23 protein-coding genes are annotated in these 23,720 nt (G+C 70.8%); 9 read left to right on the top strand and 14 right to left on the bottom strand.

The features are described from left to right. Positions 1 to 39: 39 nt before the first annotated feature. The 3 genes from map to K8556_RS09190 all read right to left on the bottom strand — a co-directional run bounded on the left by map (position 40) and on the right by K8556_RS09190 (position 2,480). Positions 40 to 1,041 (bottom strand): type I methionyl aminopeptidase, encoded by a 1,002-nt coding sequence (gene map / locus K8556_RS09180; protein WP_223739647.1) that lies wholly within the window; start codon positions 1,039 to 1,041, stop codon positions 40 to 42. Beyond that, positions 1,038 to 1,277: a hypothetical protein gene (locus K8556_RS09185; RefSeq protein ID WP_120560747.1), complete on the bottom strand. Its 240-nt coding sequence runs from the start codon at positions 1,275 to 1,277 to the stop codon at positions 1,038 to 1,040. The genes map and K8556_RS09185 overlap by 4 nt, the downstream gene beginning before the upstream one ends. A gap of 171 nt (positions 1,278 to 1,448) precedes the next feature. Further along, on the bottom strand, positions 1,449 to 2,480 hold the full coding sequence (locus K8556_RS09190) for a hypothetical protein (RefSeq protein WP_223739648.1): 1,032 nt from the start codon (positions 2,478 to 2,480) through the stop codon (positions 1,449 to 1,451). 239 nt (positions 2,481 to 2,719) lie between these two features. Between K8556_RS09190 and K8556_RS09195 the strand changes: the two genes are divergently transcribed. The 3 genes from K8556_RS09195 to K8556_RS09205 all read left to right on the top strand — a co-directional run bounded on the left by K8556_RS09195 (position 2,720) and on the right by K8556_RS09205 (position 6,361). Further along, positions 2,720 to 4,516, top strand: a complete 1,797-nt coding sequence (locus tag K8556_RS09195; RefSeq protein WP_223739649.1) for a serine/threonine-protein kinase — start codon at positions 2,720 to 2,722, stop codon at positions 4,514 to 4,516. A gap of 8 nt (positions 4,517 to 4,524) precedes the next feature. Beyond that, complete coding sequence (locus K8556_RS09200; protein WP_223739650.1) at positions 4,525 to 5,001, top strand: DUF2381 family protein; 477 nt, start codon at positions 4,525 to 4,527, stop codon at positions 4,999 to 5,001. A 277-nt stretch (positions 5,002 to 5,278) separates the two neighbouring features. Then, a complete protein-coding gene (locus K8556_RS09205) occupies positions 5,279 to 6,361 on the top strand; it encodes a FadR/GntR family transcriptional regulator (protein WP_223739651.1) in 1,083 nt (360 codons plus the stop codon). 113 nt (positions 6,362 to 6,474) lie between these two features. On the opposite strand, the gene K8556_RS09210 is transcribed toward K8556_RS09205, so the two are convergent. Then, complete coding sequence (locus tag K8556_RS09210; RefSeq protein WP_223739652.1) at positions 6,475 to 7,308, bottom strand: oxidoreductase; 834 nt, start codon at positions 7,306 to 7,308, stop codon at positions 6,475 to 6,477. An 87-nt stretch (positions 7,309 to 7,395) separates the two neighbouring features. On the opposite strand from K8556_RS09210, the gene K8556_RS09215 reads away from it, so the two are divergent. Beyond that, on the top strand, positions 7,396 to 8,292 hold the full coding sequence (locus K8556_RS09215; protein WP_223739653.1) for a LysR family transcriptional regulator: 897 nt from the start codon (positions 7,396 to 7,398) through the stop codon (positions 8,290 to 8,292). On the opposite strand, the gene K8556_RS09220 is transcribed toward K8556_RS09215, so the two are convergent. Next, positions 8,270 to 9,109 (bottom strand): DUF5131 family protein, encoded by an 840-nt coding sequence (locus tag K8556_RS09220; protein ID WP_223739654.1) that lies wholly within the window; start codon positions 9,107 to 9,109, stop codon positions 8,270 to 8,272. The two genes, K8556_RS09215 and K8556_RS09220, sit on opposite strands and share 23 nt — an antisense overlap. 55 nt (positions 9,110 to 9,164) lie before the next feature. Beyond that, a complete protein-coding gene (locus K8556_RS09225) occupies positions 9,165 to 9,806 on the bottom strand; it encodes an SRPBCC family protein (protein ID WP_223739655.1) in 642 nt (213 codons plus the stop codon). 159 nt (positions 9,807 to 9,965) lie between these two features. Here K8556_RS09225 and K8556_RS09230 point away from each other — a divergent pair, with 159 nt between their 5' ends. After that, complete coding sequence (locus tag K8556_RS09230; protein ID WP_223739656.1) at positions 9,966 to 11,459, top strand: HAD-IG family 5'-nucleotidase; 1,494 nt, start codon at positions 9,966 to 9,968, stop codon at positions 11,457 to 11,459. 33 nt (positions 11,460 to 11,492) lie between these two features. Here the strand turns inward: K8556_RS09230 and K8556_RS09235 are convergent, their stop codons facing one another. Then, on the bottom strand, positions 11,493 to 11,951 hold the full coding sequence (locus K8556_RS09235) for a DUF2267 domain-containing protein (protein ID WP_223739657.1): 459 nt from the start codon (positions 11,949 to 11,951) through the stop codon (positions 11,493 to 11,495). A gap of 218 nt (positions 11,952 to 12,169) precedes the next feature. Here K8556_RS09235 and K8556_RS09240 point away from each other — a divergent pair, with 218 nt between their 5' ends. Then, positions 12,170 to 12,685: a hypothetical protein gene (locus K8556_RS09240; RefSeq protein ID WP_223739658.1), complete on the top strand. Its 516-nt coding sequence runs from the start codon at positions 12,170 to 12,172 to the stop codon at positions 12,683 to 12,685. Positions 12,686 to 12,867: 182 nt separating this feature from the next. Beyond that, positions 12,868 to 13,164 carry a hypothetical protein gene (locus K8556_RS09245; RefSeq protein WP_223739659.1) on the top strand — a complete coding sequence of 99 codons (297 nt, stop codon included), beginning with the start codon at positions 12,868 to 12,870 and terminating at the stop codon, positions 13,162 to 13,164. A gap of 96 nt (positions 13,165 to 13,260) precedes the next feature. Here the strand turns inward: K8556_RS09245 and K8556_RS09250 are convergent, their stop codons facing one another. Next, the gene (locus K8556_RS09250; RefSeq protein WP_223739660.1) at positions 13,261 to 13,863 is read right to left on the bottom strand and encodes a transglycosylase SLT domain-containing protein; all 603 of its coding nucleotides are present in this window, start codon (positions 13,861 to 13,863) and stop codon (positions 13,261 to 13,263) included. A gap of 108 nt (positions 13,864 to 13,971) precedes the next feature. Beyond that, positions 13,972 to 15,138: a trypsin-like serine protease gene (locus tag K8556_RS09255; RefSeq protein ID WP_223739661.1), complete on the bottom strand. Its 1,167-nt coding sequence runs from the start codon at positions 15,136 to 15,138 to the stop codon at positions 13,972 to 13,974. Between the two features lie 303 nt (positions 15,139 to 15,441). On the opposite strand from K8556_RS09255, the gene infC reads away from it, so the two are divergent. Further along, complete coding sequence (gene infC / locus K8556_RS09260) at positions 15,442 to 16,194, top strand: translation initiation factor IF-3 (protein ID WP_223739749.1); 753 nt, start codon at positions 15,442 to 15,444, stop codon at positions 16,192 to 16,194. Between the two features lie 124 nt (positions 16,195 to 16,318). Here the strand turns inward: infC and K8556_RS09265 are convergent, their stop codons facing one another. The 5 genes from K8556_RS09265 to K8556_RS09285 all read right to left on the bottom strand — a co-directional run bounded on the left by K8556_RS09265 (position 16,319) and on the right by K8556_RS09285 (position 21,343). Beyond that, positions 16,319 to 17,773 carry a sialidase family protein gene (locus tag K8556_RS09265; protein ID WP_223739662.1) on the bottom strand — a complete coding sequence of 485 codons (1,455 nt, stop codon included), beginning with the start codon at positions 17,771 to 17,773 and terminating at the stop codon, positions 16,319 to 16,321. 133 nt (positions 17,774 to 17,906) lie between these two features. Beyond that, positions 17,907 to 19,268: an MFS transporter gene (locus tag K8556_RS09270; RefSeq protein WP_223739750.1), complete on the bottom strand. Its 1,362-nt coding sequence runs from the start codon at positions 19,266 to 19,268 to the stop codon at positions 17,907 to 17,909. Positions 19,269 to 19,512: 244 nt separating this feature from the next. Beyond that, on the bottom strand, positions 19,513 to 20,046 hold the full coding sequence (locus K8556_RS09275; RefSeq protein ID WP_223739663.1) for a hypothetical protein: 534 nt from the start codon (positions 20,044 to 20,046) through the stop codon (positions 19,513 to 19,515). A gap of 12 nt (positions 20,047 to 20,058) precedes the next feature. Continuing rightward, positions 20,059 to 20,442, bottom strand: a complete 384-nt coding sequence (locus tag K8556_RS09280; protein WP_223739664.1) for a hypothetical protein — start codon at positions 20,440 to 20,442, stop codon at positions 20,059 to 20,061. Positions 20,443 to 20,449: 7 nt separating this feature from the next. Further along, a complete protein-coding gene (locus tag K8556_RS09285; protein WP_223739665.1) occupies positions 20,450 to 21,343 on the bottom strand; it encodes a hypothetical protein in 894 nt (297 codons plus the stop codon). 171 nt (positions 21,344 to 21,514) lie between these two features. Between K8556_RS09285 and K8556_RS09290 the strand changes: the two genes are divergently transcribed. Then, positions 21,515 to 23,656, top strand: a complete 2,142-nt coding sequence (locus K8556_RS09290) for a M3 family metallopeptidase (protein WP_370639901.1) — start codon at positions 21,515 to 21,517, stop codon at positions 23,654 to 23,656. The last annotated feature ends 64 nt before the right edge of the window (positions 23,657 to 23,720 follow it).

Below are 23,720 nucleotides of genomic sequence, written 5' to 3' on the forward strand. Positions count from 1 at the left end.
GCGTCCGGGGCCCGAGCTGTTTCAGGGGGGAGGCCTCACTCAGGGGACGGTGAGGATCTCCGCGCCCGTGTCGGTGACGAGCAGGGTGTGCTCGAACTGGGCGCTGCGCATGCCGTCCGCGGTGACGACGGTCCAGTCGTCGTTCCACGTGCGGTGGTCCCAGTGGCCCTGGTTGATCATCGGCTCCACGGTGAAGACCATCCCGGGCTGCATGACGGTGTCGGCCTCCGGCTCGTAGTAGTGCGGAATCTGGAGCGCGGTGTGGAAGGTCTCGCCGATGCCGTGGCCGCAGTAGGCGCGCACCACGCTGGTGCCGTTCTTCACGGCGTGGGCCTCCACCGCGCGGCCGATGTCGCTGATGGGCCGGCCCGGCTTCACCGCGGCGATGCCGATGTCCAGGCACTCCCTGGCGATCTGCACCAGGCGCTGGTGCTGGGGCTCCACGTTGCCCACCAGGTACGTGGCCGAGCAGTCGCCGTGGACGCCATCCAGGTAGATGGTGATGTCCAGGTTGACGATGTCGCCGTCCTCCAGCGCGCGGCTGTCGGGGATGCCGTGGCAGATGACCTCGTTGACGGAGGTGCAGAGCGACTTGGGGAACTTGTGGTAGTTCAGCGTGCTGGGGTAGCCGCCGCGCTTGAGGTAGGCCTCGTGCGCGATGGCGTCCAGCTCGTCCGTGGTGATGCCCTCGCGCACGTGCTGCGCGGTCTCCACCAGCACCTGGGCGGCGGCCTGGCAGGCGCGGCGCATGCGGGCGATGACGTCCGGCGACTTCACGTCCGGCTCGTTGCGCGAGCGCGAGGGACGGCCGCTCACGGAGTCCGCGTAGTCCGGCCGCCCGATGGTGAGCGGCACCACGCGGCGGGGGCTGACGATGCCCGGGCGGACGCCCTTGCGATTGGTGTCGGAGCCCTTGCGGCGCGCCTCCACGGTGTCCGCGCCGCGGTGGCACTTCTTGTACTTGGAGCCGCTGCCGCACCAGCAGGCGTCATTGGGCCCGGGGAGGACGGCGGGGGCGGTTCGGGGGGTGGCGGTGGTCATCGGGAGCCTCGGGAGCTTGTGTCGGTGGTGGCGGCGGCCTGGCGGGCGCGGGCCCAGCGGAGCATCTGGGGTTTGAGCCAGAGGCGCGGGCGCCCGGCGCCCAGGTCGAGCACCGGACGGGGCATGTCCGGGTACCGGCGCAGGTACGTGCTGACGCTGTTGGGGTGGGCCAGGCGCAGGAGGCCCGCCACCTCCTGGGCGTCAATCAGGTCCTTCGTGTTCACCAGGGGGCACATGGGGCGTGTCTATACCCATAGACACGCGGGGATGCACGGTTTCCTTCCCGGGCCACGCGCTGGCCGGGCGCCTGCCCTCCAGGGGCCCGCCTGCTTCCGGACACGACGAAGCCCCGGGCTCCATGCGGGAACCCGGGGCTTCGGGACGGCGGGGACGTCAGGTGGGGAGGACTACTCCGCCCACCAGGTCTCGGTCATCACGCTGAAGCCGTTCACGGTGTCCACGTAGATGTGGACGGTGTTGCGGCTCCAGGGGTCGTTCTCGTAGGTGATGATGCAGCCCTTGAAGGAGCGGCCCTGGGTCAGCGCGTCCAGGTTCGCGAAGCCCGCGTCACGGACCGCGGTGGAGATGTGGCCGTTGCCGTTGACGTAGGCGAAGGCGCGCTGGACCTCGGCGCGCACCTCGGCGGCGTCGGCCAGGTTCGGGCGGATGGCGGCGCCGGAGGGGACGCTGCTCGGCTCCAGGCCGAAGCAGGTCTTGTCGTCACGGTAGTAGTGGCCGGCGGACGCGATGTTCCACCAGTCGAAGTGGCGCAGCGTGGTGGCGCCATACGAGCCGTTGGAGGGGATGGCGTTGATGGCGGTGAAGAGCGCCTCCAGCGGACGGCTCAGGGTGGCGGAGTTGCGGATGTTGCGGAAGCTCACCTCACCGATGCCCGCCGTGTCGGCGATCTGCTGCGCGGTGGTGAAGGGGCGGGTGTTGAGCAGGTTGACGGCGCCGTTCCACGCGTCCGGCAGCACGTCGTGCAGCTCCGAGTCGTCGATGCTGTTCACCAGCGCGACGATGGCGGTCTGGTCGTCACGGGAGATGGCCAGGCCATCCATGATGCCGACACAGTCCGCGTCGATGTAGTCCAGCGTCCGGGCGCCGCCCTCCAACTGCTTGAGCCGGGTCGGGCCGACGAGCGGCACGGAGGACAGGTCCGCCAGCGACGTGAACGGCGCGGTGGCGCGGCGGTTCACGATGTTGGTGACCACGTTGCTGGGCAGGTAGCGGTCCAGGATGGCGTACGACGCCGTGTTCGCGAACTCGAGGATGCCGGAGCACTCGATGGCCACGTCGACGTTCGTCGTCGTGAGGATGGGGGCCTGCTGCTGCTGCTCGGCGGCCGGGGCGGACTCGGAGGGAGTCTCCGCCTGGGTACCCGGACCGCAACCAACGAGCATGCTCACGGCAAGAAGGGCTGAGCCAATACGACGCATCAGGAACTCCTGAATGGGGGGAGAGCTGCGATGAGGCGCGGCTTAATACATCAAATCCGTCTGACAGCACTGGCCTGATGCGCGCCGATTCCCTGTCACATTTCAGTCACTGCCCCTGAGTTCCGCTGGGACCATTCCGTCCGGATCCATGAGGCGAGACTTCCTGACGTAGGAACACACAGACGCAGGGTTGGCTCCGGCACCTGGCCCCGGGTGACCTTCCAGGTTGAGTACCCTTCATGCGACCCTCCGGGTCCATGGGTCAGGACGGGTCACAGGTGTTCCCGGGGGCGCTCCAGCCGGGCGCGGTGGTTGGGGGCTGGCGGGTGCAGGGGACGCTGGGGGTGGGCGGGTACGGCGCGGTCTACCGGGTGGAGCCGCTGGCCGCGCCGGGGCGCGGCTTCGCGCTCAAGCTGTCGCTGCACCCGGACCCGGCCCGGGCGCTGCGGGAGATGGCGCTGTTGCTGGACCGGGCGTGGCATCCGAACGTGGTGCGGGTGCATGCCACGGGGCGGTGGCCGGATCCGGTGGAGGGGCTGCCGTACTTCGTCATGGACTGCGTGGAGGGGCTGGCGCTCCACCTCTGGGCGGAGACGGTCAACCCCACGTTCCGGCAGGTGGCGATGGTGGGCGGCTCGGTGGCGATGACGCTGGGGGTGCTGCATGCGCGAGGCGTGCTGCACCGCGACCTGAAGCCGGAGCACATCCTGGTCCGCGCGAGGGAGCAGGTGCCGGTGCTCATCGACTTCGGGGCCGGGGACCAGGCGGGGGCCGCGACGCTCACGACCACCACCCTGCCCCCGGGGACGCTGCACCTGCGCAGTCCGGAGGCCATCCGCTTCCAGCAGCGTCACTGGAGGCAGCCGGAGCTGCGCTACCCATACCGGGAGTCGGATGACCTGTATGCCCTGGGTGTGTGCCTTTACCGGACCGTGACAGGGCACTACCCGTTCCCTCCGGGGCAGGAGCCGGAGCTGCTGGCGGTGGCCATCACGGAGCGGCTGCCGCCGTCTCCCCGGGACATCAACCCCCAGGTGCCGGAGCCCCTGTCGAGGGCCATCCTGCGGTTGTTGGAGAAGGAGCCGGAGCAGCGCCCGCGCACGGGGGAGGCGGCGCACTCGGAGCTGATGCGGGGGCTGCTCTCGGGGGGAGCGGCGGCGTTCGAGGCGCACCTCTTCGACGAGATTCCGGGCACCCCGAATCAGATCCGCCGTCCGGCGTGGCCGGCGCAGCCGTACCTGACGCCCGCGCCCAGGCCCCGGCCCGCGCCCGAGCCAGCGGCTCCGCGCCGGTTCCCGGCCTGGGGCTGGGTGGGAGTGGTGGCCTGCCTGGGGTTGCTGCTCGCGGGCCCCCGGACCTGGGAGGTCCTGCTGCGGGGCTGGACTCGCCATACAACCCCACGGGTCCCGGAGAGTGTTTCCGCCCCTGTTGGTCATAAACTGGCGAGTCCGCCAGACCGCCCGCACAGTGTTCCCGTCGCCGCCCCCGTGGCGGCGAAGAAAGAGGAACACACTCCCGTGACGATCAAGCCCCCTGCCCCGCCGTCTCCCAAACCTGTCCGTGCGCTCAAGGCCGCGACGCTTGCGTCCTGCATGGCGGGAATGGCCTGCGCCAGCGCGCCCCTGGTGGACCGGCCCACGCCTCCCGCCGAGGACTGTCCATTGGATGCGCAGGCGGCCATGCAGAAGCTGGAGATCGAGGGCATGCAGTGGGCCGCCAAATTCGATCCGAACACACACTCCCAGTTCGTGACCGTCCGTGAGGGACGCGCCGCTGTCTACACCCTCGGCAGTGAGGGGGAGGTGCGGCACGGCTCCATGTTGACCGGCACGCTCTACGTCGGTTCCAAACGGGTCTACGGTCGTTTCACCCAACTGCGTCAGAACAAAACAGGTGAAACACTCCCCGTTTGTATCGAGCTCTGGTTCCTGGATGACCGCACGCGGGGCGTTCCTCGCAGCGAGGGAGGAGACGAGAACACCGCCGTCGTTCCCAACATGATGTCCGTGCGGGGAGTGTGGCGATACGACGAATAGGAGGACAAGTGCTCCTGTTCCTGCTTCCGTTCCTGGCAGTCGCTGATGGAGGCACGTCCGGCGACGCGGTCATCCCCCCTCCCGAGCAAGTCTGTCCCGACGTAGGACTGGCGGCGATGCTCTCCGCGGCGCTCCTGGAGCAAAGGGGAGTCCAGGCGTTGCAGCTCGAGGGTCCTTCCAACGCAGGGTTCCAGGTCAGGACCTTCCGTTCCGCGCGACGGGTCGCAGTGCAGTTGGAGTTCCCAGGAAGTACGCTCCTGCCCGGCACGGTCACCAGGGCGATTCTCGGCGGTTCGAATCATCAGACCCTGCGGGTCGTGGAAGTCATTGAGGTGCCCCCCAGGTCCGAAGCCAGAACCGCGCGAATCATCGTGGAAGCCGAAGCACAGCTCCGGGAGGCTCGCGGCGTCTACACGTTGGAGCTCCAGGACGCGGCAGGCACACAACTGCTCGTCCTGCCAGGAGTGCGATTTCCCACCATCTGATCAACCTACGCCGGGCAGGGCACCTCCGCCTCTCAGTGACTCATCGGACGCGAAGCAACGCCACGGACGGAGGCCGCCCGCCGGGCGCGCAACCGGGAAACCTGTCCGACAGTCGGACAGGTTCAAACAGCCTGAAGCCCGAAGCCGTGAACTTGTCCGACTGTCGGACAGGTTTTCATCGACCGGGGCCGGGGGGCGCCCCCCCGGCGGGCGATGCGGGCCTCGCGTCCGTGTCAGACCCCCATGGTTGGATGGCGATGCTGAAACGGAGGAGGGGATGGGGATGGGACGGGGCGGGCTCGTGACTTACGTGGAAGCGCAAATCGAGCGCGACATCGCGCTGGGGCGGCTGCACCCGAGCGGGGGGTTCGGCTCGGAAGCGAAGCTGGCGCGTCACTATGGAGTATGCCGGGGCACCATCCGCGAGGCCCTGCGGCGTCTGGCGGCGCGGGGGCTGGTGGTGCAACGCGCAGGGCGCAGAACGCGCGCGGTGGCTCTGGATGAATCACTGACCCTGGAGAACCTGGGCGTGGCGCTGCATGACGTGCGCTCCCCGGACGCCCGGTGGCTCCTGGAGGGCTATTTCAGCCTCAAGCGGCAGGTGCTGGCGGAGCTCCTGGTTGACTGCTGCGCGAAAGCCTCCGCGCGGGACCTGAACCGGCTGGCGGACCTGTGCTTCAAGTTGCAGGACGTGGCGCGCTGGGAGTCGGGGGCTTGGTGCGCGCAGGTGGAGTTCGAGTTGCTGCGACTGGCGGCCCGCGTGGCGGAGCGTCCCGGGTACGTGCTCCTCGTTCAGTCCCTGCAGCGGGCCTTCCTGGGCGTCGCGGACCGACTGCAGCCCCTCATGGGCGGCGGGGCGCTGCGCGAGTGGGCCCTCTGTGCAATGCATGCCCTGACGGAGCGCGACACGCGAGCGCTTCAGCACGAGCTGCCGACGCGGATGAAGGCGTGCGATGAGCATTTGTTGCAGGCTTTTGCCCCCGTCCCCCAGCACCACGCATCCCCCGAGGACCCTCACGACGAGGCATGCGTCCCTGGCCGCCTCGCGCCAGCCACCGCACAAGACGGGAGGCCGGAGGTATGCCCTGGCGTGGAAGGACAGGACCTGGGCGATCTTGCGCCGGCTTCTGGGGACATTGAGAGACCTGGGGTCCCCTCCGCGCTCGGTGGAGCGTGCGATGGGCCAGTGGCGGGTGCGGTCTTGGAGAACGTGTCCGCCTGTCCGGCAGGTTCTGGCGTCTTGTGTCCGGACCTCGAACACACCCATGCGGTGAATCCCCGGGAGGCCAGACTGCGTCCGGGCCTCCTGGGCAGCCTGGGTCTTTGGGCTGTACGCCTCTGGTGCTTCATCGCCCGGTGAGCGCCACGCTCCCATCCCCTGATAGTGGGAACGCGCCTGCATGGATGGACGTCAGACGCATCCACGCGGGCCGCTCCCGCGCCGGATGGGACGATGAGCCACTGGCCCGCTGATCAGAAGTCCATCGACAGTGCGAGCTGCTCCGTGCGGTTCACGTCGTCCTGCACCTGCGCGAGCTTCTCGCGGATGGTTCCGGGGGCGTCCGACCCCAGGAACAGGCGCAGCGTCGGGGCTCCGGCGGCCACCGCGTCCACGATGGCCTTCGCGGCCTTCACCGGGTCCCCGGGCTGCGCTCCGGCGGCCTGCGCCACCCAGGCTCTCGTGGGGCCCATCGACTCCGCGTAGGCCGGCAGCTCCGGCATCGGCCGGAACCCGGGGCCCAGCAGCTTCGTGCGGAACATTCCCGGCTCCACGAGGAGCACCTTCACGCCGAAGGGCGCGACCTCCTTCGCCAGCGCTTCGGAGATGCCTTCCAGCGCGTGCTTCGCCGCGCTGTACGCCCCCGCCCCCGGGTACCCGACCAGCCCGGTCAGACTCGAGACCTGCACGAGGATGCCCGTCCGCCGCTCGCGCATGTGCGGCAGCACCGCTCGCGTCATCGCCACCGCTCCGAAGAACAGCGGCTCGAACACCGCTCGCAGCTCCGCGTCGCTCGTCTCCTCCACCGCTCCCAACACCGAGTAGCCCGCGTTGTTCACCAGCACGTCGATGGCGCCGAAGCGCTTCAGCGCCGCCGTGATGGACTCCTGCACCTGCTCCGGCTTCGTCACGTCCAGCCGGACCGCGAGCACCCGGTCCGGGGCCCTCGCCACCAGGTCCTCCAGCGTGCGCGGGTCTCTCGCCGTCGCGACGACTCGCTCCCCCCGGGCGATGACCTCCTCCACGATGTTGCGGCCAAACCCAGACGACGACCCCGTGACGAACCAGACCTTGCCCTGTGCGTTCATGACTGCCTCCGTGACCCATGAAGTACGCCCCGGGCCTCCGCTCCGAAACGCGTCGTCTCTGGAAGCACTTTGTAGCTACGCTAAGGAATGCGCGACGACCTCTCCGGCCTGATGGCGTTCCTCGCGGTGGCTCGCAGACGCAGCTTCACCGCCGCCGCGTCGGAGCTCGGGGTCACCCCTTCCGCGGTGAGCCAGAGCCTCCGCGCCCTGGAGGAGCGCGTCGGCGTGCGGCTCCTCCAGCGCACCACCCGCAGCGTGGGGCTCACCGAGGCCGGCTCGCGCTTCCTGTCGCGGCTCGAACCCGCGCTGCACGGCGTGCAGGACGCCTTCGAGTCCCTGGGCGAGCTTCGCGACCGGCCCACGGGGCTCCTGCGCCTGACCCTGCCCCGGTATGGCTATCAGGAGGTGCTTGGGCCCCGGCTGGCGGAGTTCCTCACCGCCCATCCCGACATCCGCGTGGACATCCACCTGGAGGACGCGCTGGTCGACATCGTCCAGCAGGGCTTCGACGCGGGCTTCCGCGTCGGGGAGCTCGTGGACCGCGAGATGATCGCCATCCCCGTGAGCGGTGACATCGTCATGCATGTGGTGGGGTCGCCGTCGTACGTCGCTGCGCGTGGCAAGCCGAAGCACCCTCGCGACCTGCGCGACCACGACTGCATCAACTACCGCAGCCGGACCACCGGCGGGCTCCTCCGCTGGGGGCTGAGCGACGGCGGAAAACGCATCGAGGCCGCCGTCGAGGGCCGCGTGACGTTCGATGACGCGGAGCTGGTGCTGGACGCCGCCGTCGCCGGACTGGGGCTCGCCTATGTCCCGGAGAGCCGCGTCCGGGAGCTGCTCGCGCAGAAGCGGCTCGTGCGCGTGCTCGAGCCGTACTCCGCCACGCTCCCCGGCTTCTTCCTCTACTACCCCAGCCGCGTCCAGGTGGCGCCCAAGCTCAAGGCCCTCATCGACTTCTTCAAGCTGAAGCGGCGGCGCTGAGCTCCCCGGGCGGCATCAGCCACGGCGCGGCCAGGGCTTCGGCTTCCTCCAGCAGGCGCAGGCGCCGCGCGTCCTCCGGGAACGGGGCCGCCGTGCTCCGGGGGAGCGCGTCGTACGTGCGCCCGTCCAGCACGCGCCCCGCCGCCGCCTTGCGCTTGCCGCCCCACTGCTTGAAGAAGAAGGCCACGCCCGCCGCGTCACACTGCTCGCGCACCGAGCGCACCCACTCGGGGTCCAGCGGCCTCGCCTTCGCGCCGCTCTCGCCTCCGACAATCACGCCGTCGATGCCCGTGAAGTCCACCGGGCCCAGGTCCTCCAGGAGCGGCTCGATGGACAGGAAGCGCACCCGCGCGGGCGCCGCTTGCAGGTGCTTCACTCGCGGCAGGCCGTACTTGCGGTCCTCCACGCTCACGCCCCACCAGACGTTGGGCAGCCTCGCCGCGAACGCGAGCCGCGTGGACAACAGCCGCTGCATCCGCTCCGCGCGCTTCGTCAGCACCTGGAACGTGTGCCAGTCCGCCAGCGCCATCACCCGCGCCACCGCCTCGATGTACGCCTCCGGGACGTCGTCCAGGAACAGGTCGCTCATCGAGTTCACGAACACGCGCTTGGGCGCCTTCCAGCGCAGCGGCTCGGCGAGCTTCCCCGGGATCAGCTTCAGGTCGAAGCCCTGCGCGTACGGGTGCCCCGGCACGCCCCGGAACCGCTCCGCGAACGTCTCCGCGTAGCAGTGCTTGCACCCGGGGCTCAGCTTCACGCAGCCGCGCACCGGGTTCCACGTCGCGTCCGTCCACTCAATCTTGGAGTTGTCAGCCATGGCGTCCGGGAGGAACACCCGGGCCGCCTGCCTCCATCCCCTCCGCCTCCAACCTCTACTTCGTGGGCGGCGGCTCCACGGGCAGCGACCTCGCCCGCTTCTCCACCGCGCGCAGCGTGTCCACCACCGCGTCGTTCTGCCCCACGCTGGCCAGGAACCCGGGGACGGAACCCCCGGGGTCCACCGTGAACTTGTAGACGACCCAGGACGTGCCCTCGCCCTTCGGCTCCACCCTCCAACTGCCCTCGTTCAGCCGCAGGCGCACCACGTCCCGCCTGGCGGGGAACGCGTCCGGCTCCGCCTTCCAGTGCTGCTGGTACACGCCCGTCCCGTCCGGCGCGACCTTCGAGTCCGTCACCACGTGACAGATGTAGTCGCGCGAGGACACCACCGGCAGGTCCAGCCGCGTGTACGTGAGCCGCCCGCCGTCATCCGTGGGCCGCACCACCCGCGACTCCTTCACGTACGGCATGAAGAGCCGGTACGAGCCCTGGTCCTCCAGCGCCGCTTGAATCTGCGCCGCGCTCGCCTTGAGCTCGCCCTCCGCCCAGATGTCCTTCGCCTTCGTCCCCGGACGGGGCCGCACCTTGATCACGAAGGGCTTCGTCGCCACCGTCTCCCATTCCTGAGCCCCCGCCACGCCCGCCGCCAGCACCACCGCCAGGGCCAGGCCCCAGCGCCGCGTCATTCCCGACATGTGTCTGCCCTTTGGTTCCGCGCGTGCCCGGCCTTCGCGGCGCGTGCGTCACCTGTATCCCATCTTTCCGACACCCGGACGCCCCGGGCCTGCCCACGGGGCGACCCGGGCACACGGGCCGCTCGACTTTGCGTGCAAGCCTTGGCAAGCCTTGCCCCCATGGCTCCTCACTTCTCCGGTCCCCCGCCCGAACGCGGCCTGTTCTGCAACCGCACCCTCAACATGCGCGCCATCAAGGCCGTGGGCTACGACATGGACTACACGCTCATCCACTACCGCGTGGAAGCGTGGGAACGCCGCGCGTACGAATACATTCGCGACCGGCTGGTGGAGCAGGGCTGGCCCGTCGCTGACCTGACGTTCGACCCGATGCTCGCCATCCGCGGGCTCATCATCGACACCGCCAAGGGCAACCTCCTCAAGGCCAACCGCTTCGGCTTCGTGAAGAAGGCCCTGCACGGCAGCCGCCCCATGGACTTCGAGTCCCAGCGCGAGGCCTATACCCGCACCGTCATCGACCTGGCGGACCGGCGCTGGGTGTTCCTCAACACGCTGTTCTCCCTCTCCGAGGCCTGCATCTACGCGCAGCTCGTGGACCGCCTGGACGCCGGCCAGCTCCCGGGCCCCATGGGCTACGCGGACCTCTACGAGCACGTGCGCAAGAACCTGGACGCCACGCACATGCAGGGGCGCCTCAAGGCCGAAATCATCGCGGACCCCGAGCGCTACGTCATCGACGACCCGGAGACGCCGCTCGCGCTGCTGGACCAGAAGAACGCCGGCAAGAAGGTGCTGCTCATCACCAACAGCGAGTGGGCCTACACCGAGCCCATGATGCACTTCGCCTTCGACCGGCACCTGCCCGAGGGCATGACCTGGCGCCAGCTCTTCGACGTGGTCATCGTCAGCGCGCGCAAGCCCGAGTTCTTCACCACCCGCTCCACCCTCTTCGAGGTGGTGGAGGCGAATGGTGAAGCGCTGCTGCGGCCGCACTCCGGACCGCTGGACAAGAGCAAGCCCTACTTCGGCGGCAGCGCGCTGGAGCTGGAGCGGCACCTGGGCCTGTCCGGCGACGAAATCCTCTACGTGGGCGACCACATGTTCGGCGACGTGCACGTCAGCAAGAACGTGCTGCGCTGGCGCACCGCGCTCATCCTGCGCGAGCTGGAGGACGAGGTGCGCGCCATCGCCGCCTTCCGCGCCACCGAGGTGCGCATTGGCGAGCGCATGCTCAAGAAGGAGCGCCTGGAGGCGGAGAGCTGCCAGGTGCGCCTGGAGCTCCAGCGGCGCAGGCACCAGTACGGCCCCCGCTCGGACGTGACGGAGGGCGAGCTGGTGACGCGGCTCACGGAGCTGCGCGCGGAGCTGGAGGCGCTGGACGCGGAGCTGGGCCCCATGGCCCGCGCGGCCAGCGAGCTGTCCAACCCGCACTGGGGCCTGCTCACCCGCGCCGGCAACGACAAGAGCCACCTGGCGCGGCAGGTGGAGCGCTACGCGGACATCTACACGTCGCGCGTGAGCAACTTCCTCTTCGCCACGCCGTTCGTCTACCTGCGCAGCCCGCGCGGCAGCCTCCCGCACGACCCCAGCATCCCCGGCGGCACCCCGGTGTTCACCACCGGGGACGGCGCGGGCAGCGGCCCCGCGGAGTAGCCAAGGGCCCCCAGGGACGCGCCTCACGTTGGGCTACTGCGTGAGGCGCCAGAGGGCCTGCAGGTCCGCGGGCAGGTTGCTGGCGACCTTGTCCGCCTCGCCTTCTGAAATCTGGTCCTGGAAGGCGCGCAGCACCGCGCGGACCACCAGCTCCGCCTGGTCCGCCGGCATCTGGAGGTCCTCCGCCACGGACGCGACGAACTCCTCGCGGCCGAAGCGGTGCGGGCGCGGGGGGCGCGCCTCCGGAGGCGGCAGGAACTCCACCAGCATCCTCGGCAACTGCGACTCCAGGTTGCGCGCCCCGTTGGGCATGAGCCGGCGCTCCAGCGCGCTCAGCACCGACACGGCGGCGGACTCCGCGAGCGCGGGCGGCAGGGCGCTCAAGTCACACAGGTGGTGGATGAACGCCGCGTAGGTGGAGCGCACGTGGGCTTCGTGCCGCCGCGCCTGGCGTTCCTGCTTCTCGGTTTCGGTGTCGTGGGCCTGGGCCATGGGCACACCTCCGGCGGGTGAAGGGGGGGAACGGGACCTCCTGGAAGGTGGGCACCCCCACCCCGGTCCGCGCCCGGCAGGCAGGCGGGCCCCGCCCCCCGGCGCCCCACCCCCACCCGGCCGCCGGGGGGAATCCCCTGGAAATGCCAGGGGTTACTGAACATGTGTCCAGACCTCCGAATGGAGCGGGACCTGGCGACCCGGCGCGTGAATCGGGCATGTCAGACCCCTCGCGTAGAAATGATCGCGTGAGCCACTCGACCCCGCCATCGTCTCCGTCGCGAGTCCTGGAGCAGCGCAACCTCCTGGGAGGCCTGGACCTCCTGCCCGTGATGGGCCGGGGCGCCCGCAAGCGCGCGCGTCAGTTCCACGTGCCCTCGGAGCGCAAGCTGGGGTTCGCCGCCGCGCTCGCCCTGGTGGTGGAGCACGGGAAGGAGAAGGCCCGGGAGACGGGCACCACGTCCATGACGCGCTGCCCGCGCTGCGGCCACGTGGGGCCCACGGAGCAGGACTTCGGCTTCCGCATCATGAGCCAGGGCCAGCGCCGTCCGCAGTCCTGGTGCCGGGGCTGCCGCGGCCAGCACCTGGAGCCGGTGAACGCCTCCCAGCCCCGCCCCGAGGACGGCTGGCTGTTCCCGCCGGAGACCACGGAGAAGAAGAAGGCCAAGGCGGCCAGGCCTGGCAAGCCCAAGGCGAAGAAGCGCGCCCGCCGCGACAACGAAGACCTGACCTGAGGCCGCGGCGCGGTCCAGGCGGGATTCCCGCTCCCGGGAGACCGCCAGCCCGCGTGCCCCCTGTCATCCCGCGCCACCGGGCGCCCGCGTCCCGCATGCTCACGGGGCGGCCCCTGTCCCGCCCGTCGCCAGGGATGGCAACACCCCGCCGGGGTCCCTACCTCAACTCAAAGGAGGACTTCATGTCCGTGCGGACCCGAGTGGCAGGCATCAAGAACAGGCGGCGCGTGGATCCCCATGCGGCCCAGGCGAGTGTGCAGGCCAGCAATGGGCGGAAGACGCTGGCCCATGACGACGCGGCGGCGCTGTTGCGGCAGAAGGAGCTGAAGCGCGTGACGCTGGGCCCCGCCGCTGGCGACCACGGCCCCAAGCGCAACAACCGGGGCACGGGGCTCCGGGGGCGCAAGAAGGCGCCCAGCCAGATCCACATCAAGAGCGCGGGTGGCCCGCGGGAGCGCTCTCCGCTGCACGGGGGCTGACGGCCCGCTTCCGGAAATGACGACGCCCCGCGTGGGAGACGGCGACGACCGTCTTCCACCGCGGGGCGCGGTGCGTCCGGGCCCTGTCAGCGCCGGTCAGTAACCGACGTAGCCGCTGCCGCTGTTCAGGCCCTGGATGCCGGGGACGTTGGACACGGAGCCGTAGCGCTCGATGGAGTAGCGGACGCCCGCGATGATGTTGTCCACCGGGTTGCGGATGTTGTCGTGGCCGGGGAGCTTGTACGCGTCGAACGTCGGCTGGATGGTCTGCATCAGGCCGATGGACGGGGTGCCCTTCTGGGCGTTGGAGTCCCAGAGGTTGATGGCGTTCGGGTTCCCGCTGGACTCGTGCTGGATGATCTTCGCGATGTCCTGGGGGTTCATCTTGTCCGTGGGGACGCCGTTGGCCTTGAGGATGTCCATGGCCTGCTTGATCCAGTCCCCCACCTGGCCCGGCGGCACGTCCCCCACCGGCTGCGCGCCCTGCGTCTGCTGCGCCCCGCCCGTCAGGTCCGGCCCCTTGGACACGCCCTGCGCCTGGAACTCATCCTTGCTGCCCGGGATGTTGAGGGTCGCGTCCGCGTAGATGAGGTCCTTGTTGGTGATGTTCGGGTTCGCCTTCACCAGCGAATCCACGTCCGTGTTGAAGCGCTTGGCCAGCGCGCTCAGCGTGTCGCCCGACTTGATCTTGTAGTCCATGGGGGGAAGGACCTTCGCGATTGCCGAAAACGTGTATGCCTGATTCTCGGAAATGGATTCGCGGAGTTTCGCCTACACTTGCGGTTCTGTAGGCGCTTTCACGCGGAGTCACACCCGGAACCGGCCTCCTGGAAGCCCGCGAGGGGACTGTCGCCAGAACAGCCCCAGCAGGACGGCGAGTGTAGCGCCCAGGGCGCCGGGGCCGCTGCCGCAGCCACATCTGACGTCGGGCCGGTCCAGGTCCGGTGTTGGCGGGTCGACGGTGGCCTCGCAGGGGGTGAAGCAGCGGCAGGCGCCGTCCCCGTCCACCTCCAGGCGGGCGCACACGCCCCGGGCGCCGCACGCCGCGTCCTCCGTGCAGGCCGCGCCGTAGGTCCCGGCCTGGAGCGCGGGCAGGAGGCACCGGGCGGGAGCCGCGCCGGCGGTGACGCATTGCAGGCCGGAGGGACAGTCCGCGTCGCTCGCGCAGGCCTCCTCGCAGAGGGCGTCCAGGGGGAGCGTCCCGGTGGGGGCGGGGGGCGGGGCCTCCTCCAGGAAGGGGCGGAGGAAGTCCTCCAGCGCGTCCACCCGCACCTGGACCGCCTCCGTGCGGCAGGCCACGTCCCCGCTGACGGTGATACCCCGGAGCACCTCGTTCCCCGCCGGGCCGCCCAGCACCGGGCCTCCGCTGTCCCCCACGCAGGTCATGGCCGGGGCGGGGCCGGCCTGGAAGGCGCCGCCGGTGACGGCCGTCACCTGGAGCAGCCCCTGTCGCCGCTGGCCCGCGGGCCGGGCCGCGTCCTTCGTGTCGCCGTAGCCCACCGCCCGCACGAGCTCCCCCGGCGCCACCGGGGCGTCCCCCGCCTGGGGGAGCCGGAAGGGCGGGACGTCCGTCACGGGCACCGCCAGCCGCAGGAGCGCAGCGTCCCAGGCGTGCGTGGCCGGGACGAACCCGGGGTGGGCCACCGCCCGGGTGACCCGCACGAACCGCCCGCCGGGGCCGGGCTCCGGGAGCAGCGTGGAGCCCAGGAAGACCTCGTAGGGGCCCGCCTCCCCGAAGACGGCCAGGCAGTGCGCCGCCGTCAGCACCACGTCCGGGGCGATGAGGGCGCCCGAGCAGAGGAGCACCGGCGCCTCCCCTCCACAGCGCGCGCGCCGGGCCACCAGCGCCACCGCCGCCGGGTCCCCAGGCGCGTCCGTGCCCTGGACCAGGGCCTGGCCCCGGGCGCTGTCAGGGGTGGGGGGCCCCCCAGGGCCGCCGTCCACCGGCCCGCAGGCGGGCAGGCAGGCAAGCACCAGCCCGGCCCCGAGCGCAACCTCCCTCCAGGGTCGGCATCCTGTCCTCTCCCTGGCGGACGCGGCGGACCGTTTCACCATGGGGCGCATCATAGGCAACAGGGGGTCATGGGAATGGGGGGTGCCCCGCGTTACCTTGCCCCTGGGGGACGTGAACCGGATAGAGTCCGTTGCACGTCTCCCTGCCCCGAGGGGCGGAAGGCCGCCCGCCTGCCTTCTCCGCCGGAGGGGACTGACACATTGGAGGGTCCGCCACATCTTCACGGGTGGTGGGTCCGCTAACCCTTTTTGGAGGATGTTCACATCATTCGCGAACAGAGAAACAGCAGCCGCGGTCCCAACCGGGACCAGAGAACCAACCGCCGCATCCGCGCGCGGGAAGTCCGTGTCGTGGGCTCCGATGGTTCGCAGCTCGGAGTCATGCCCATCGAGGCCGCGCTCGAGCGGGCTCGCTCCGAGTCGCTCGACCTGGTCGAAGTCAGCCCCATGGCCAAGCCGCCAGTCTGCAAGATCATGGACTACGGCAAGTTCAAGTACGAGGAGAAGAAGAAGGCCTCGGACGCGAAGCGCACCCAGGTGGTCATCCAGCTCAAGGAAGTGAAGCTCCGTCCCAAGACGGAGGAGCACGACTACGAGTTCAAGGTGCGCAACACCCGCCGGTTCATCGAAGAGGGCAACAAGGCCAAGGTCGTCATCCAGTTCCGCGGGCGTGAAATCACGCACAAGGAGCTGGGCAGCGCCATCCTCGATGACGTCATCAAGGACCTGAAGGACGTGGCCGTGGCGGAGCAGTTGCCGCGCATGGAAGGCCGGCAGATGTACATGATCCTGGCCCCCACGCCCAAGGTCGCGCAGAAGGCGCGCGAACAGGCGCGGCAGGCCGCGGCGGCCGCCCGCAAGTCCCCGCCCCCGGGTGCTGGCAAGAAGCCCCAGGCGGCTGGTGGTGCTCCCGGCGCGGACGGTGCCTCCACGGCCCCGGTCGAGTCCGACGGAGCCAGCGACGCCGACGACGATACGCCGGACGAAGCGCCGGACACCGCGCCCGCGACGACGTAGCCGCGTGCAGGCTCGCGTCTCCCCTCGCCGGGGGACGCGCCCACGGGCGGTGCCCCTCGGGAAGCATGTCCCGGGGAGACCGCCCGCGTTCGTTTCCGCGGCCCGCGACGCAAGGCCTGCCCTGCTAGCCGGGCAGGACCGGGGCGCGCCGGCGGCGGCCCCACTCCATCAGGCTGAAGGTCACCCCCACCGCGAGCATCGCGCTGGCACCGCCGCACCCGGCGGCCATCGCCTGCTGGGAGGGGCTTGTCGCGGCGCTCACCAGCGCGCCAGGGTCCTGGGGCGGCGGGGACGCGGCCGGGCCGCCGGTGGCGGTGAACCGCTCGCCGTCCTCGTCCTCCGTCGCCGGGGCCTGCCTCGCCGCCACGGTCTGGGACTTGAGCGACGACGCGCTGGTGGAGAAGAAGGACAGCCGGGAGCTGGAGCCGGAGGACGGCTCGATGCCGAAGAAGCACACCAGCGGAACGCCCGAGGGCAGCACGTCCGGCGCCGCCGGGTAGCCCGCGAAGCCGGACACCGACGCGAGCTCCCTGCCCGCGCCCGGCTTGCCGCTGGAGGACAGCGCGCGGACCCACAGCCGGTAGCCGGAGCCGTCGCTCCGGGGCTGGTTGTAGAAGAGGTACAGGCTGCTGCCCGCGCGCACGAGCGCCGGCTGCGTGGCCCAGTCCCCGTCCTCCAGCACCTTCACCGCGGAGCCGAAGCTGGAGCCGTCGAAGCGGCGGTACCTCAGCCGCTCGGAGTTGTCCTTGTAGACCAGGTGCAGGCCGCCCTTCCCGTCCGCCACCGCGCTCATCGCGGCGCCGTGGTAGATGCCGTCGGAGAAGGCGGTGCGCGTGGAGGACCAGGTGGACACGGACGCGCTGTCATCCCGGATGCGGTAGTGCGTGGTGTCGCGGCCGTCGTGCGAGCTCCACAGCATCATCAGCCGGCTGCCCAGGCTGATGAGCCGCCCGCCGCCGCGCTTCGGGATGTCCCGCGCGAGCGCGGACTGCGTGCGGAAGGTGGAGCCGCCGTCGCTGCTCACGGAGATGACCAGCGTGTTGCTCGCGTCCTTCTCCCGGAAGAAGGCCTGCACCCAGAGCCGGCCCTTCGAGTCGCGCGCCAGCTCCGCGCGGTAGTACGCGGTGCTGGAGCTGGTGGAGTCGAACACGCGCACGGGCTTGTCCGGGAGCCAGTGGTTCTTGGACGCGCTGTAGCGCCACCACTGGAAGTACACGTCGCGAGCCGTGGAGCCGCTGATGCCCGTGCTGTCCGGCGTCTCCACCGCGTAGACGAGCGCCACGTCCCTGCCCACCGCCACCAGGTCCGCGCGGTCGTAGGTGGAGCCGTCGTGGATGACGCCCTCCTGCTTCCAGGTGCCGCCGCCGTTGTCGCTGCGGAACAGGCGCAGGCCGTGCCCGTCCTGTCCGCCCTGCTGCACGGCCGTGAGCAGCACGGAGCCCTCGCTGCGCGACACGCGCACGATGTGCCGGTGCGCGGGCAGCGTCAGCGCGTTGCCCCCCCGCACCGGGATGGCCGTGGGCGGCGTCGCCGCCGTCATGCCCGCGAGCAGCAGTCCTGTGAGTGCAGCCCAACCCATTCCCACCCCCATCCGTTGGATTCCCCGCCGGGAAACTGGTGGGGAGGGAGGGATGAAAGAAGGTGGGAAAAAGGGTTTCCGCCTGCCCGCCTGCCCTACGAAGGAGCGGCGGCGGTGTCGCGCGCCGGACGCTTCAGCCGCGCGCCGCGGCCCGGCCGCCGATGTGCTCGCCCGCGTCCGGGCGCAGCCGGCGGAAGAGCGGCCCGGCCAGCGACGACACGAGGCCGATGGCGAGGAACGGCAGGAGGAAGCGGTCCGGCGTGAGGCGCACGTCACCGCCGCCGCGCGCCACGTGCAGCATCAGGCCGCCGAAGCTGATGCCCACGCTCAGCGCCATCTGCTGCGTCACCACCGCGACGGTGGAGGCGTTGCTCACCGACTCCCGGGGGAGGTCCGCGTAGGCCATCGTGTTGGTGGCGGTGAACTGCAGCGAGCGCATGAAGCCGCTGAACATCAGCGTGCCGATGATGAGCGGGATGGGCGTGGTGACACCGAAGAAGGCGGGCACGGCCGTCAGCGCGGCGGTGAGCAGGTTGGAGGCGATGAGCGTCTGGCGGAAGCCCACGCGGCGGATGAGCGCGGGCGCCACCGGCTTGCACGCGAAGGCCCCCAGCCCCGTCCCGATGGTGACGAGCCCCGCCTCCAGCGGCCCCCAGCCCAGGGCCACCTGGAAGAGCAGCGGCAGGAGGAAGGGCGTCGCCCCCAGGCCGATGCGCACCAGCGCGCCGCCCATCATGCTGGCGCGGAAGGTGTCCACCTGGAACAGGCGCAGGTTGAGCACCGGGCGCGGCGTGCGCCGCGCGTGCCGCACGTAGGCCACCAGCGCCCCCACAGCCACCCACGTGATGCCCGCCTGCACGGGCCACGGCACCAGGCCGATGCCCACCGTCTCCGCCGCGCCCATCAGCGCGGTGATGGCGACCACGGCGAGGGCGAAGCCCTTCGTGTCGAAGGGGCCGGGGTCCGGCTGCTTCAGCGGGGGCACGAAGCGCGCCACGGCCCACATGCCCAGGAGGCCCACCGGCACGTTGATGAAGAAGATCCACGGCCAGTCCGCGACGCCCAGGATGAGGCCCGCGAGCGGCGGGCCCAGCAGCGGCCCCATCAGCGCGGGCATGGTGAACCAGCTCATCGCGGACACCAGCTTCTCGCGCGGCGCCGAGTTCACGACGATGAGCCGGCCCACGGGCACCATCAGCGCGCCGCCCAGCCCCTGGAGCGTGCGGAAGACGACGAGCTGCGCGAGCGTCTGGGAGAAGCCGCACAGCACGGAGCCCGCGAGGAACACGACCATGGCGGTCATGAAGACGCGGCGCGGACCGAAGCGGTCGGCGATCCACCCGCTCGCGGGCGCGAGCACCGCCAGGGCCACGATGTACGACGTCAGCGCGAGCTTGAGGTGGACGGGGTCGGTGCCGAACGCCACGGACAGCGTGGGCAGCGCGGTGGACAGCGCCGTGGAGTCCAGGAACTCCATGAACAGCGCGCTGGCCACCGCGATGGATGCCAGCCGGGAGCCTCGGGTGGACGGGGTGCTCGTGGGCGCGGTGGAGGCGGTCGCGGTGGAAACGGACACGTCTTTTTCTATGCGCACGCGGCACCGTGCCTGTCACGCATGTGTGAAGGCCGCGCCGCGTCCGGCAGAAGCGCTTGTACTCCCAGCGCGAAGCGGCGGGGTCCTCGCGTGAAGCGGGCGCGGCGCTCCGGCCGGAGGGCAGCCAGGCGGGCAACCCCAGCCGTCAGGGTTCCGGCGGCTCGTCGCGCGCGGCCTCGGCCAGGGTGCGGGCCTCTTCGCGCAGCTCGTCCAGGCGGACGCGGTGGCGCTGGAGCAGCGCGTCCACCTGCTCCACGCGGGCCTTGTCCCCGCGCGACTTCGCCTCCTGCCGCTCGCCTTCCAGCCGCGACACGTCCCGCCCCAGCAGCGTGGCGATGTGCTCCGTCTTCTCCAGCTTCCAGCGCGCCGTCTGGGGCTTCTCTTCCTCGATGGCGTCGTTCGGCTGCGGCGGCGCGTTGGCCACCTCCGGCTCCGGCGGCACGTCCCCGGGCGAGGGCGGCACCACCGTGGCGTGGGGCGGCGCGGGGTCCGGAGTGCGCACCGGCTCCGCGCGCTCCGGCGACACCTGGGCCGCCGTCACCGGGCCGGGGCCCACGCTCCGCGCGGGAGGCGGCGCGGCGGGCGAAGAGGCCTCGCGCGACGGCCAGAACGCCACGGCGATGAGCGCGGCCACCAGCACCGCCGCGCTCCCCAGCATCACCCGCTCACGGTTCCGCATCGTCCATGCCCCCTACAACCGAAGGCGCCAGCCGTCACCCTGGCGCTCCACCCGGAAGAGGAACGGCTCCGCGCGCTCCCTTCCTCCCTGCGACACCCGCGCCCGCACCACCACCGCGTCCGGGTCGCGGCCATCCACCTTCGCGTCGAGCACGTCCACCAGCCCCATGCCGTGCTCATGCAGGTCCTTCACCGTCTCCTCGCACGAAGGCATGCCCTGCCCCGTCACGAGCAGGGGGCCCAGCACCGCGCAGTCCCCGGACGGCAGGGCCTGGAAGAAGCGGCGCACGGCCGCCTCTCCGGCCTCCGCCTTGGAGGACGTCGTGGACGTGCAGCCCACGGCGGCGAGCCACAGCCCCGCCGCCCCCACCGCGTGTCTCACCGCGCGTCGTCCCATCCGGCCTTCAGTAGCAGTTGGGCGCGAACAGCTCGTCGTCCGTGGCGGACATGAACTGATCATCGCAGTAGCCGGAGGCCAGCATGTGGCCGTTGCGCACGCAACCGTCGTGGTTGGTGGCGTCCAGCGTGTACTGCGTGTCGCCGCCGCAGCCGCCGCCGCAGCGGCCGAAGCAGTTGCCCATCACCTTGGGGCGCGACCAGTGGTCCGGCTCGCCGCACACCCAGGTGCTGCCGTTGAGGTAGTACTCGTCACCGCTGCACGTCGTGTGGTCACCCAACTGGGCGATCTGCTGGTTGCGAGCGTTGTCGAAGCCGCCCACGTTGCAGTCGTGCTTCGCGTACGAGTACCAGTTGTACGTGCCGCCACAACTGCCCGTCCACTTGCCGGCACACTTGGCGTAGCTGCACAGCATCGTATAGCCGCGGCCCTGCTCGCCCATCACCGTGCGCTTGAGCGTGACGCTCGTGGGCTGCTGCGCCCACATGCCCACCGCGCGGCGCAGGTACATGGCCTCCGGCGCCGCCGCGTCACCCTGGGGCAGCCCCTGGTTGAGGGCGCCGTAGAGCGCGCTCAGCACCTGGCGGTCCGCGTCCACCACCTGCGTGTCCTGCACGTTCGCGTCCGCGAAGCCGTCCAGCGTGGACACGCCCGACGCCGGGTCCATCAGGCCCGTCAGCGTCATGCCGTGCATGCGCACCTCCAGGCGGTACACCCCGGGCTCCACCTCGCGCGAGGCGAAGGACACCGTCTGACCGTCGTGCGACCAGGTGCCCTCGGTGAGCCCCGTGCCGGAGGTGAGTGACAGCCCCTCCGCGGACGCCGGGGGCGCTTCCGTGCCCGCCCCGCCACAGCCCCACAGCAACAACGCCGCGACCGCACCACCCAGTGCCTTGCGCATCCGTGTTCACCCTCCGGCCAGGACAACTTCCAAGAATTCGAGGCGAGTGCGGGATTACCGGGCGGCTGGACGGGGAACAAGGCGGGGTGCGTCAGCCAGGGCCTCCCAGCATCCGGCCTGCACCGGAGGGCGGCCTGGCTGTTCACGGCGGACGGGCGCGGAGGGGCGGGGATGTGGCATGACGGGCCCGCGAAGCAGGTCGTTCCCCATGTGGAGGAAGTCCCCTTGAGAATCCCCGCGCTCACCGTGGTGGCGGCGCTCGCCGCGACGGGTTGCTCCAACGGCAGCATCACGCAGAACCGCGAGGCCATGGCCCGCGTCGCCGCCAACGCGGCGAAGCCGCAGGTGGCGCCCATGAAGGGCTCGGAGGCGCTGGCCGGCACGCCGGACGCCTTCAAGGCCCTGTGCAAGGCGGACCTGGAGCGCGCCCAGGCGCAGGTGGCGGCGCTGAAGAAGCTGGACCCCAAGACGAACGGCATGGGCGTCCTCAAGGCTTACGACGAGGCGCAGACGGCCCTCATCAACGCGGCCAACCGCTCCAGCCTCACGCATGAGGTGCACCCGGACGCCGCCATGCGCGACGCGTCCCGCGAGTGCGAGCAGCAGGTGGACGCGGCCAACGTGGCGCTGTCGCAGGACCGCGGCGTCTACGACGCGCTGTCGCTGGTGGACCTGTCCAAGGCGGACGCGGTCACGCGCCACTGGGTGGACCGCACGCTGCTGGACTTCCGCCGCGCGGGCGTGGACCGGGATGAGGCCACGCGCGCGAAGGTGAAGACGCTCAACGAGGAGATTTTGAAGCTGGGCCAGCAGTTCGGGCAGAACATCGCGGAGGACACGCGCAGCGTGGCCTTCACGCCCAAGGACCTGGACGGGCTGCCGGAGGACTACAAGAAGGCGCACGCGCCGGGCGCGGACGGCAAGGTGGTCATCACCAGCAACTACCCGGACTACTTCCCGTTCATGACGTACGCGAAGAACGCGAAGGCGCGCGAGAAGCTCTGGCGCACCTACCGCCAGCGCGCGTTCCCCAAGAACCAGGCGGTGCTCGCGCAGCTCATCGAGAAGCGCAACGAGCTGGCGAAGCTCCTGGGCTACGACACCTACGCGGCCTTCACGACCGAGACGCGCATGACGCGCACGCAGCAGGCCGCGGCGGACTTCATCGACCAGTTGGCGCTGGCCACGGAGGCGCGCGCGAAGAAGGAGATGGCGGACCTGCTGGCGCGCAAGAAGAAGGACGTGAAGGGCGCCACCGTGGTGGAGCCCTGGGACCAGGACTACTACGAGGACCGGCTGCGCGCGGAGAAGTTCGGGTTCGACTCGCAGGCGGTGCGGCCCTACCTGGAGTACGCGCGGGTGAAGGACGGCGTGATGGGCATCACCTCCAGCCTGTGGGGGGTGGCCTTCCAGCCGGTGAAGGACGCGAAGACGTGGCACGCGGACGTGGAGGCGTATGACGTCCTGGACGGCGGCAAGCCGCTGGGCCGCATCTACCTGGACATGCACCCGCGTGACGACAAGTACAAGCACGCGGCGCAGTTCGACCTGGTCACGGGTGAGCAGGACAAGCGGCTGCCGGAGGGCGTGCTGGTGTGCAACTTCCCGCGCCCCGGCGACCTGATGACGCACGACGAGGTGGGCACGTTCTTCCACGAGTTCGGCCACCTGATGCACACCATCTTCTCCGGCCACCAGAAGTGGACTCCCATCTCCGGCATCTCCATGGAGCGCGACTTCGTGGAGACGCCGTCCATGCTGCTGCAGCAGTGGGCCGAGCAGCCGGAGGTGCTCAAGAGCTTCGCCAAGCACCACGAGTCCAACGAGCCCATCCCCGCGGAGCTGGTGGAGAAGCTGCGCGCGTCGAAGGAGTTCGGCCAGGGCCTGTACGCGCGCCGGCAGTTGTTCCTGTCCGCGGTCAGCCTCCAGTACTACTCGCGCACGCCGGGCTTCGACACGTCCGCGGTGCTGTCCGAGCTTCAGAAGAAGCTGTCCCCCTTCCGCCACGAGTACCGCGACGGCACCCACTTCGAGCTCGCCTTCGGGCACCTGGATGGGTACTCGGCCGCGTACTACACGTACCTCTGGTCCTCCGTCATCGCGAAGGACCTGGAGTCCAAGTTCCAGGAGAACGGCTACCTGGACCGCGACACGGCCATGCACTACCGCAAGACGGTGCTGGAGCCCGGCGGCTCCAAGCCCGCCGCGGAGCAGGTGAAGGACTTCCTCGGCCGGCCGTACGGCTTCGAGGCCTACCGCGCATACCTCGACGGCGCCGCGAAGACGACGGGCACCGCGAAGGACGCGAAGTAGCGCCGCCGTCTCCCCGGAGGCGGGCCGCGTCGCTCCTGCCCGCTTCCGGGACCCGCCGCGCCGC

The sequence above is a fragment of the Corallococcus sp. AS-1-12 genome, from assembly GCF_020036995.1.
In the GTDB taxonomy this organism is placed as follows: domain Bacteria; phylum Myxococcota; class Myxococcia; order Myxococcales; family Myxococcaceae; genus Corallococcus.

Coding starts and splice junctions, on each gene's coding strand:
- K8556_RS09185 (WP_120560747.1), bottom strand. CDS start 1,277: ATGTGCCCCCTGGTGAACACGAAGGACCTGATTGACGCCCAGGAGGTG.
- map (WP_223739647.1), bottom strand. CDS start 1,041: ATGACCACCGCCACCCCCCGAACCGCCCCCGCCGTCCTCCCCGGGCCC.
- K8556_RS09195 (WP_223739649.1), top strand. CDS start 2,720: ATGCGACCCTCCGGGTCCATGGGTCAGGACGGGTCACAGGTGTTCCCG.
- K8556_RS09230 (WP_223739656.1), top strand. CDS start 9,966: ATGGCTCCTCACTTCTCCGGTCCCCCGCCCGAACGCGGCCTGTTCTGC.
- K8556_RS09280 (WP_223739664.1), bottom strand. CDS start 20,442: ATGGGACGACGCGCGGTGAGACACGCGGTGGGGGCGGCGGGGCTGTGG.
- K8556_RS09250 (WP_223739660.1), bottom strand. CDS start 13,863: ATGGACTACAAGATCAAGTCGGGCGACACGCTGAGCGCGCTGGCCAAG.
- K8556_RS09225 (WP_223739655.1), bottom strand. CDS start 9,806: ATGTCGGGAATGACGCGGCGCTGGGGCCTGGCCCTGGCGGTGGTGCTG.
- K8556_RS09275 (WP_223739663.1), bottom strand. CDS start 20,046: ATGCGGAACCGTGAGCGGGTGATGCTGGGGAGCGCGGCGGTGCTGGTG.
- K8556_RS09205 (WP_223739651.1), top strand. CDS start 5,279: ATGGGGATGGGACGGGGCGGGCTCGTGACTTACGTGGAAGCGCAAATC.
- K8556_RS09190 (WP_223739648.1), bottom strand. CDS start 2,480: ATGCGTCGTATTGGCTCAGCCCTTCTTGCCGTGAGCATGCTCGTTGGT.
- K8556_RS09265 (WP_223739662.1), bottom strand. CDS start 17,773: ATGGGTTGGGCTGCACTCACAGGACTGCTGCTCGCGGGCATGACGGCG.
- K8556_RS09285 (WP_223739665.1), bottom strand. CDS start 21,343: ATGCGCAAGGCACTGGGTGGTGCGGTCGCGGCGTTGTTGCTGTGGGGC.
- K8556_RS09240 (WP_223739658.1), top strand. CDS start 12,170: ATGTCAGACCCCTCGCGTAGAAATGATCGCGTGAGCCACTCGACCCCG.
- K8556_RS09220 (WP_223739654.1), bottom strand. CDS start 9,109: ATGGCTGACAACTCCAAGATTGAGTGGACGGACGCGACGTGGAACCCG.
- K8556_RS09290 (WP_370639901.1), top strand. CDS start 21,515: ATGTGGCATGACGGGCCCGCGAAGCAGGTCGTTCCCCATGTGGAGGAA.
- K8556_RS09245 (WP_223739659.1), top strand. CDS start 12,868: ATGTCCGTGCGGACCCGAGTGGCAGGCATCAAGAACAGGCGGCGCGTG.
- K8556_RS09235 (WP_223739657.1), bottom strand. CDS start 11,951: ATGGCCCAGGCCCACGACACCGAAACCGAGAAGCAGGAACGCCAGGCG.
- K8556_RS09215 (WP_223739653.1), top strand. CDS start 7,396: ATGCGCGACGACCTCTCCGGCCTGATGGCGTTCCTCGCGGTGGCTCGC.
- K8556_RS09210 (WP_223739652.1), bottom strand. CDS start 7,308: ATGAACGCACAGGGCAAGGTCTGGTTCGTCACGGGGTCGTCGTCTGGG.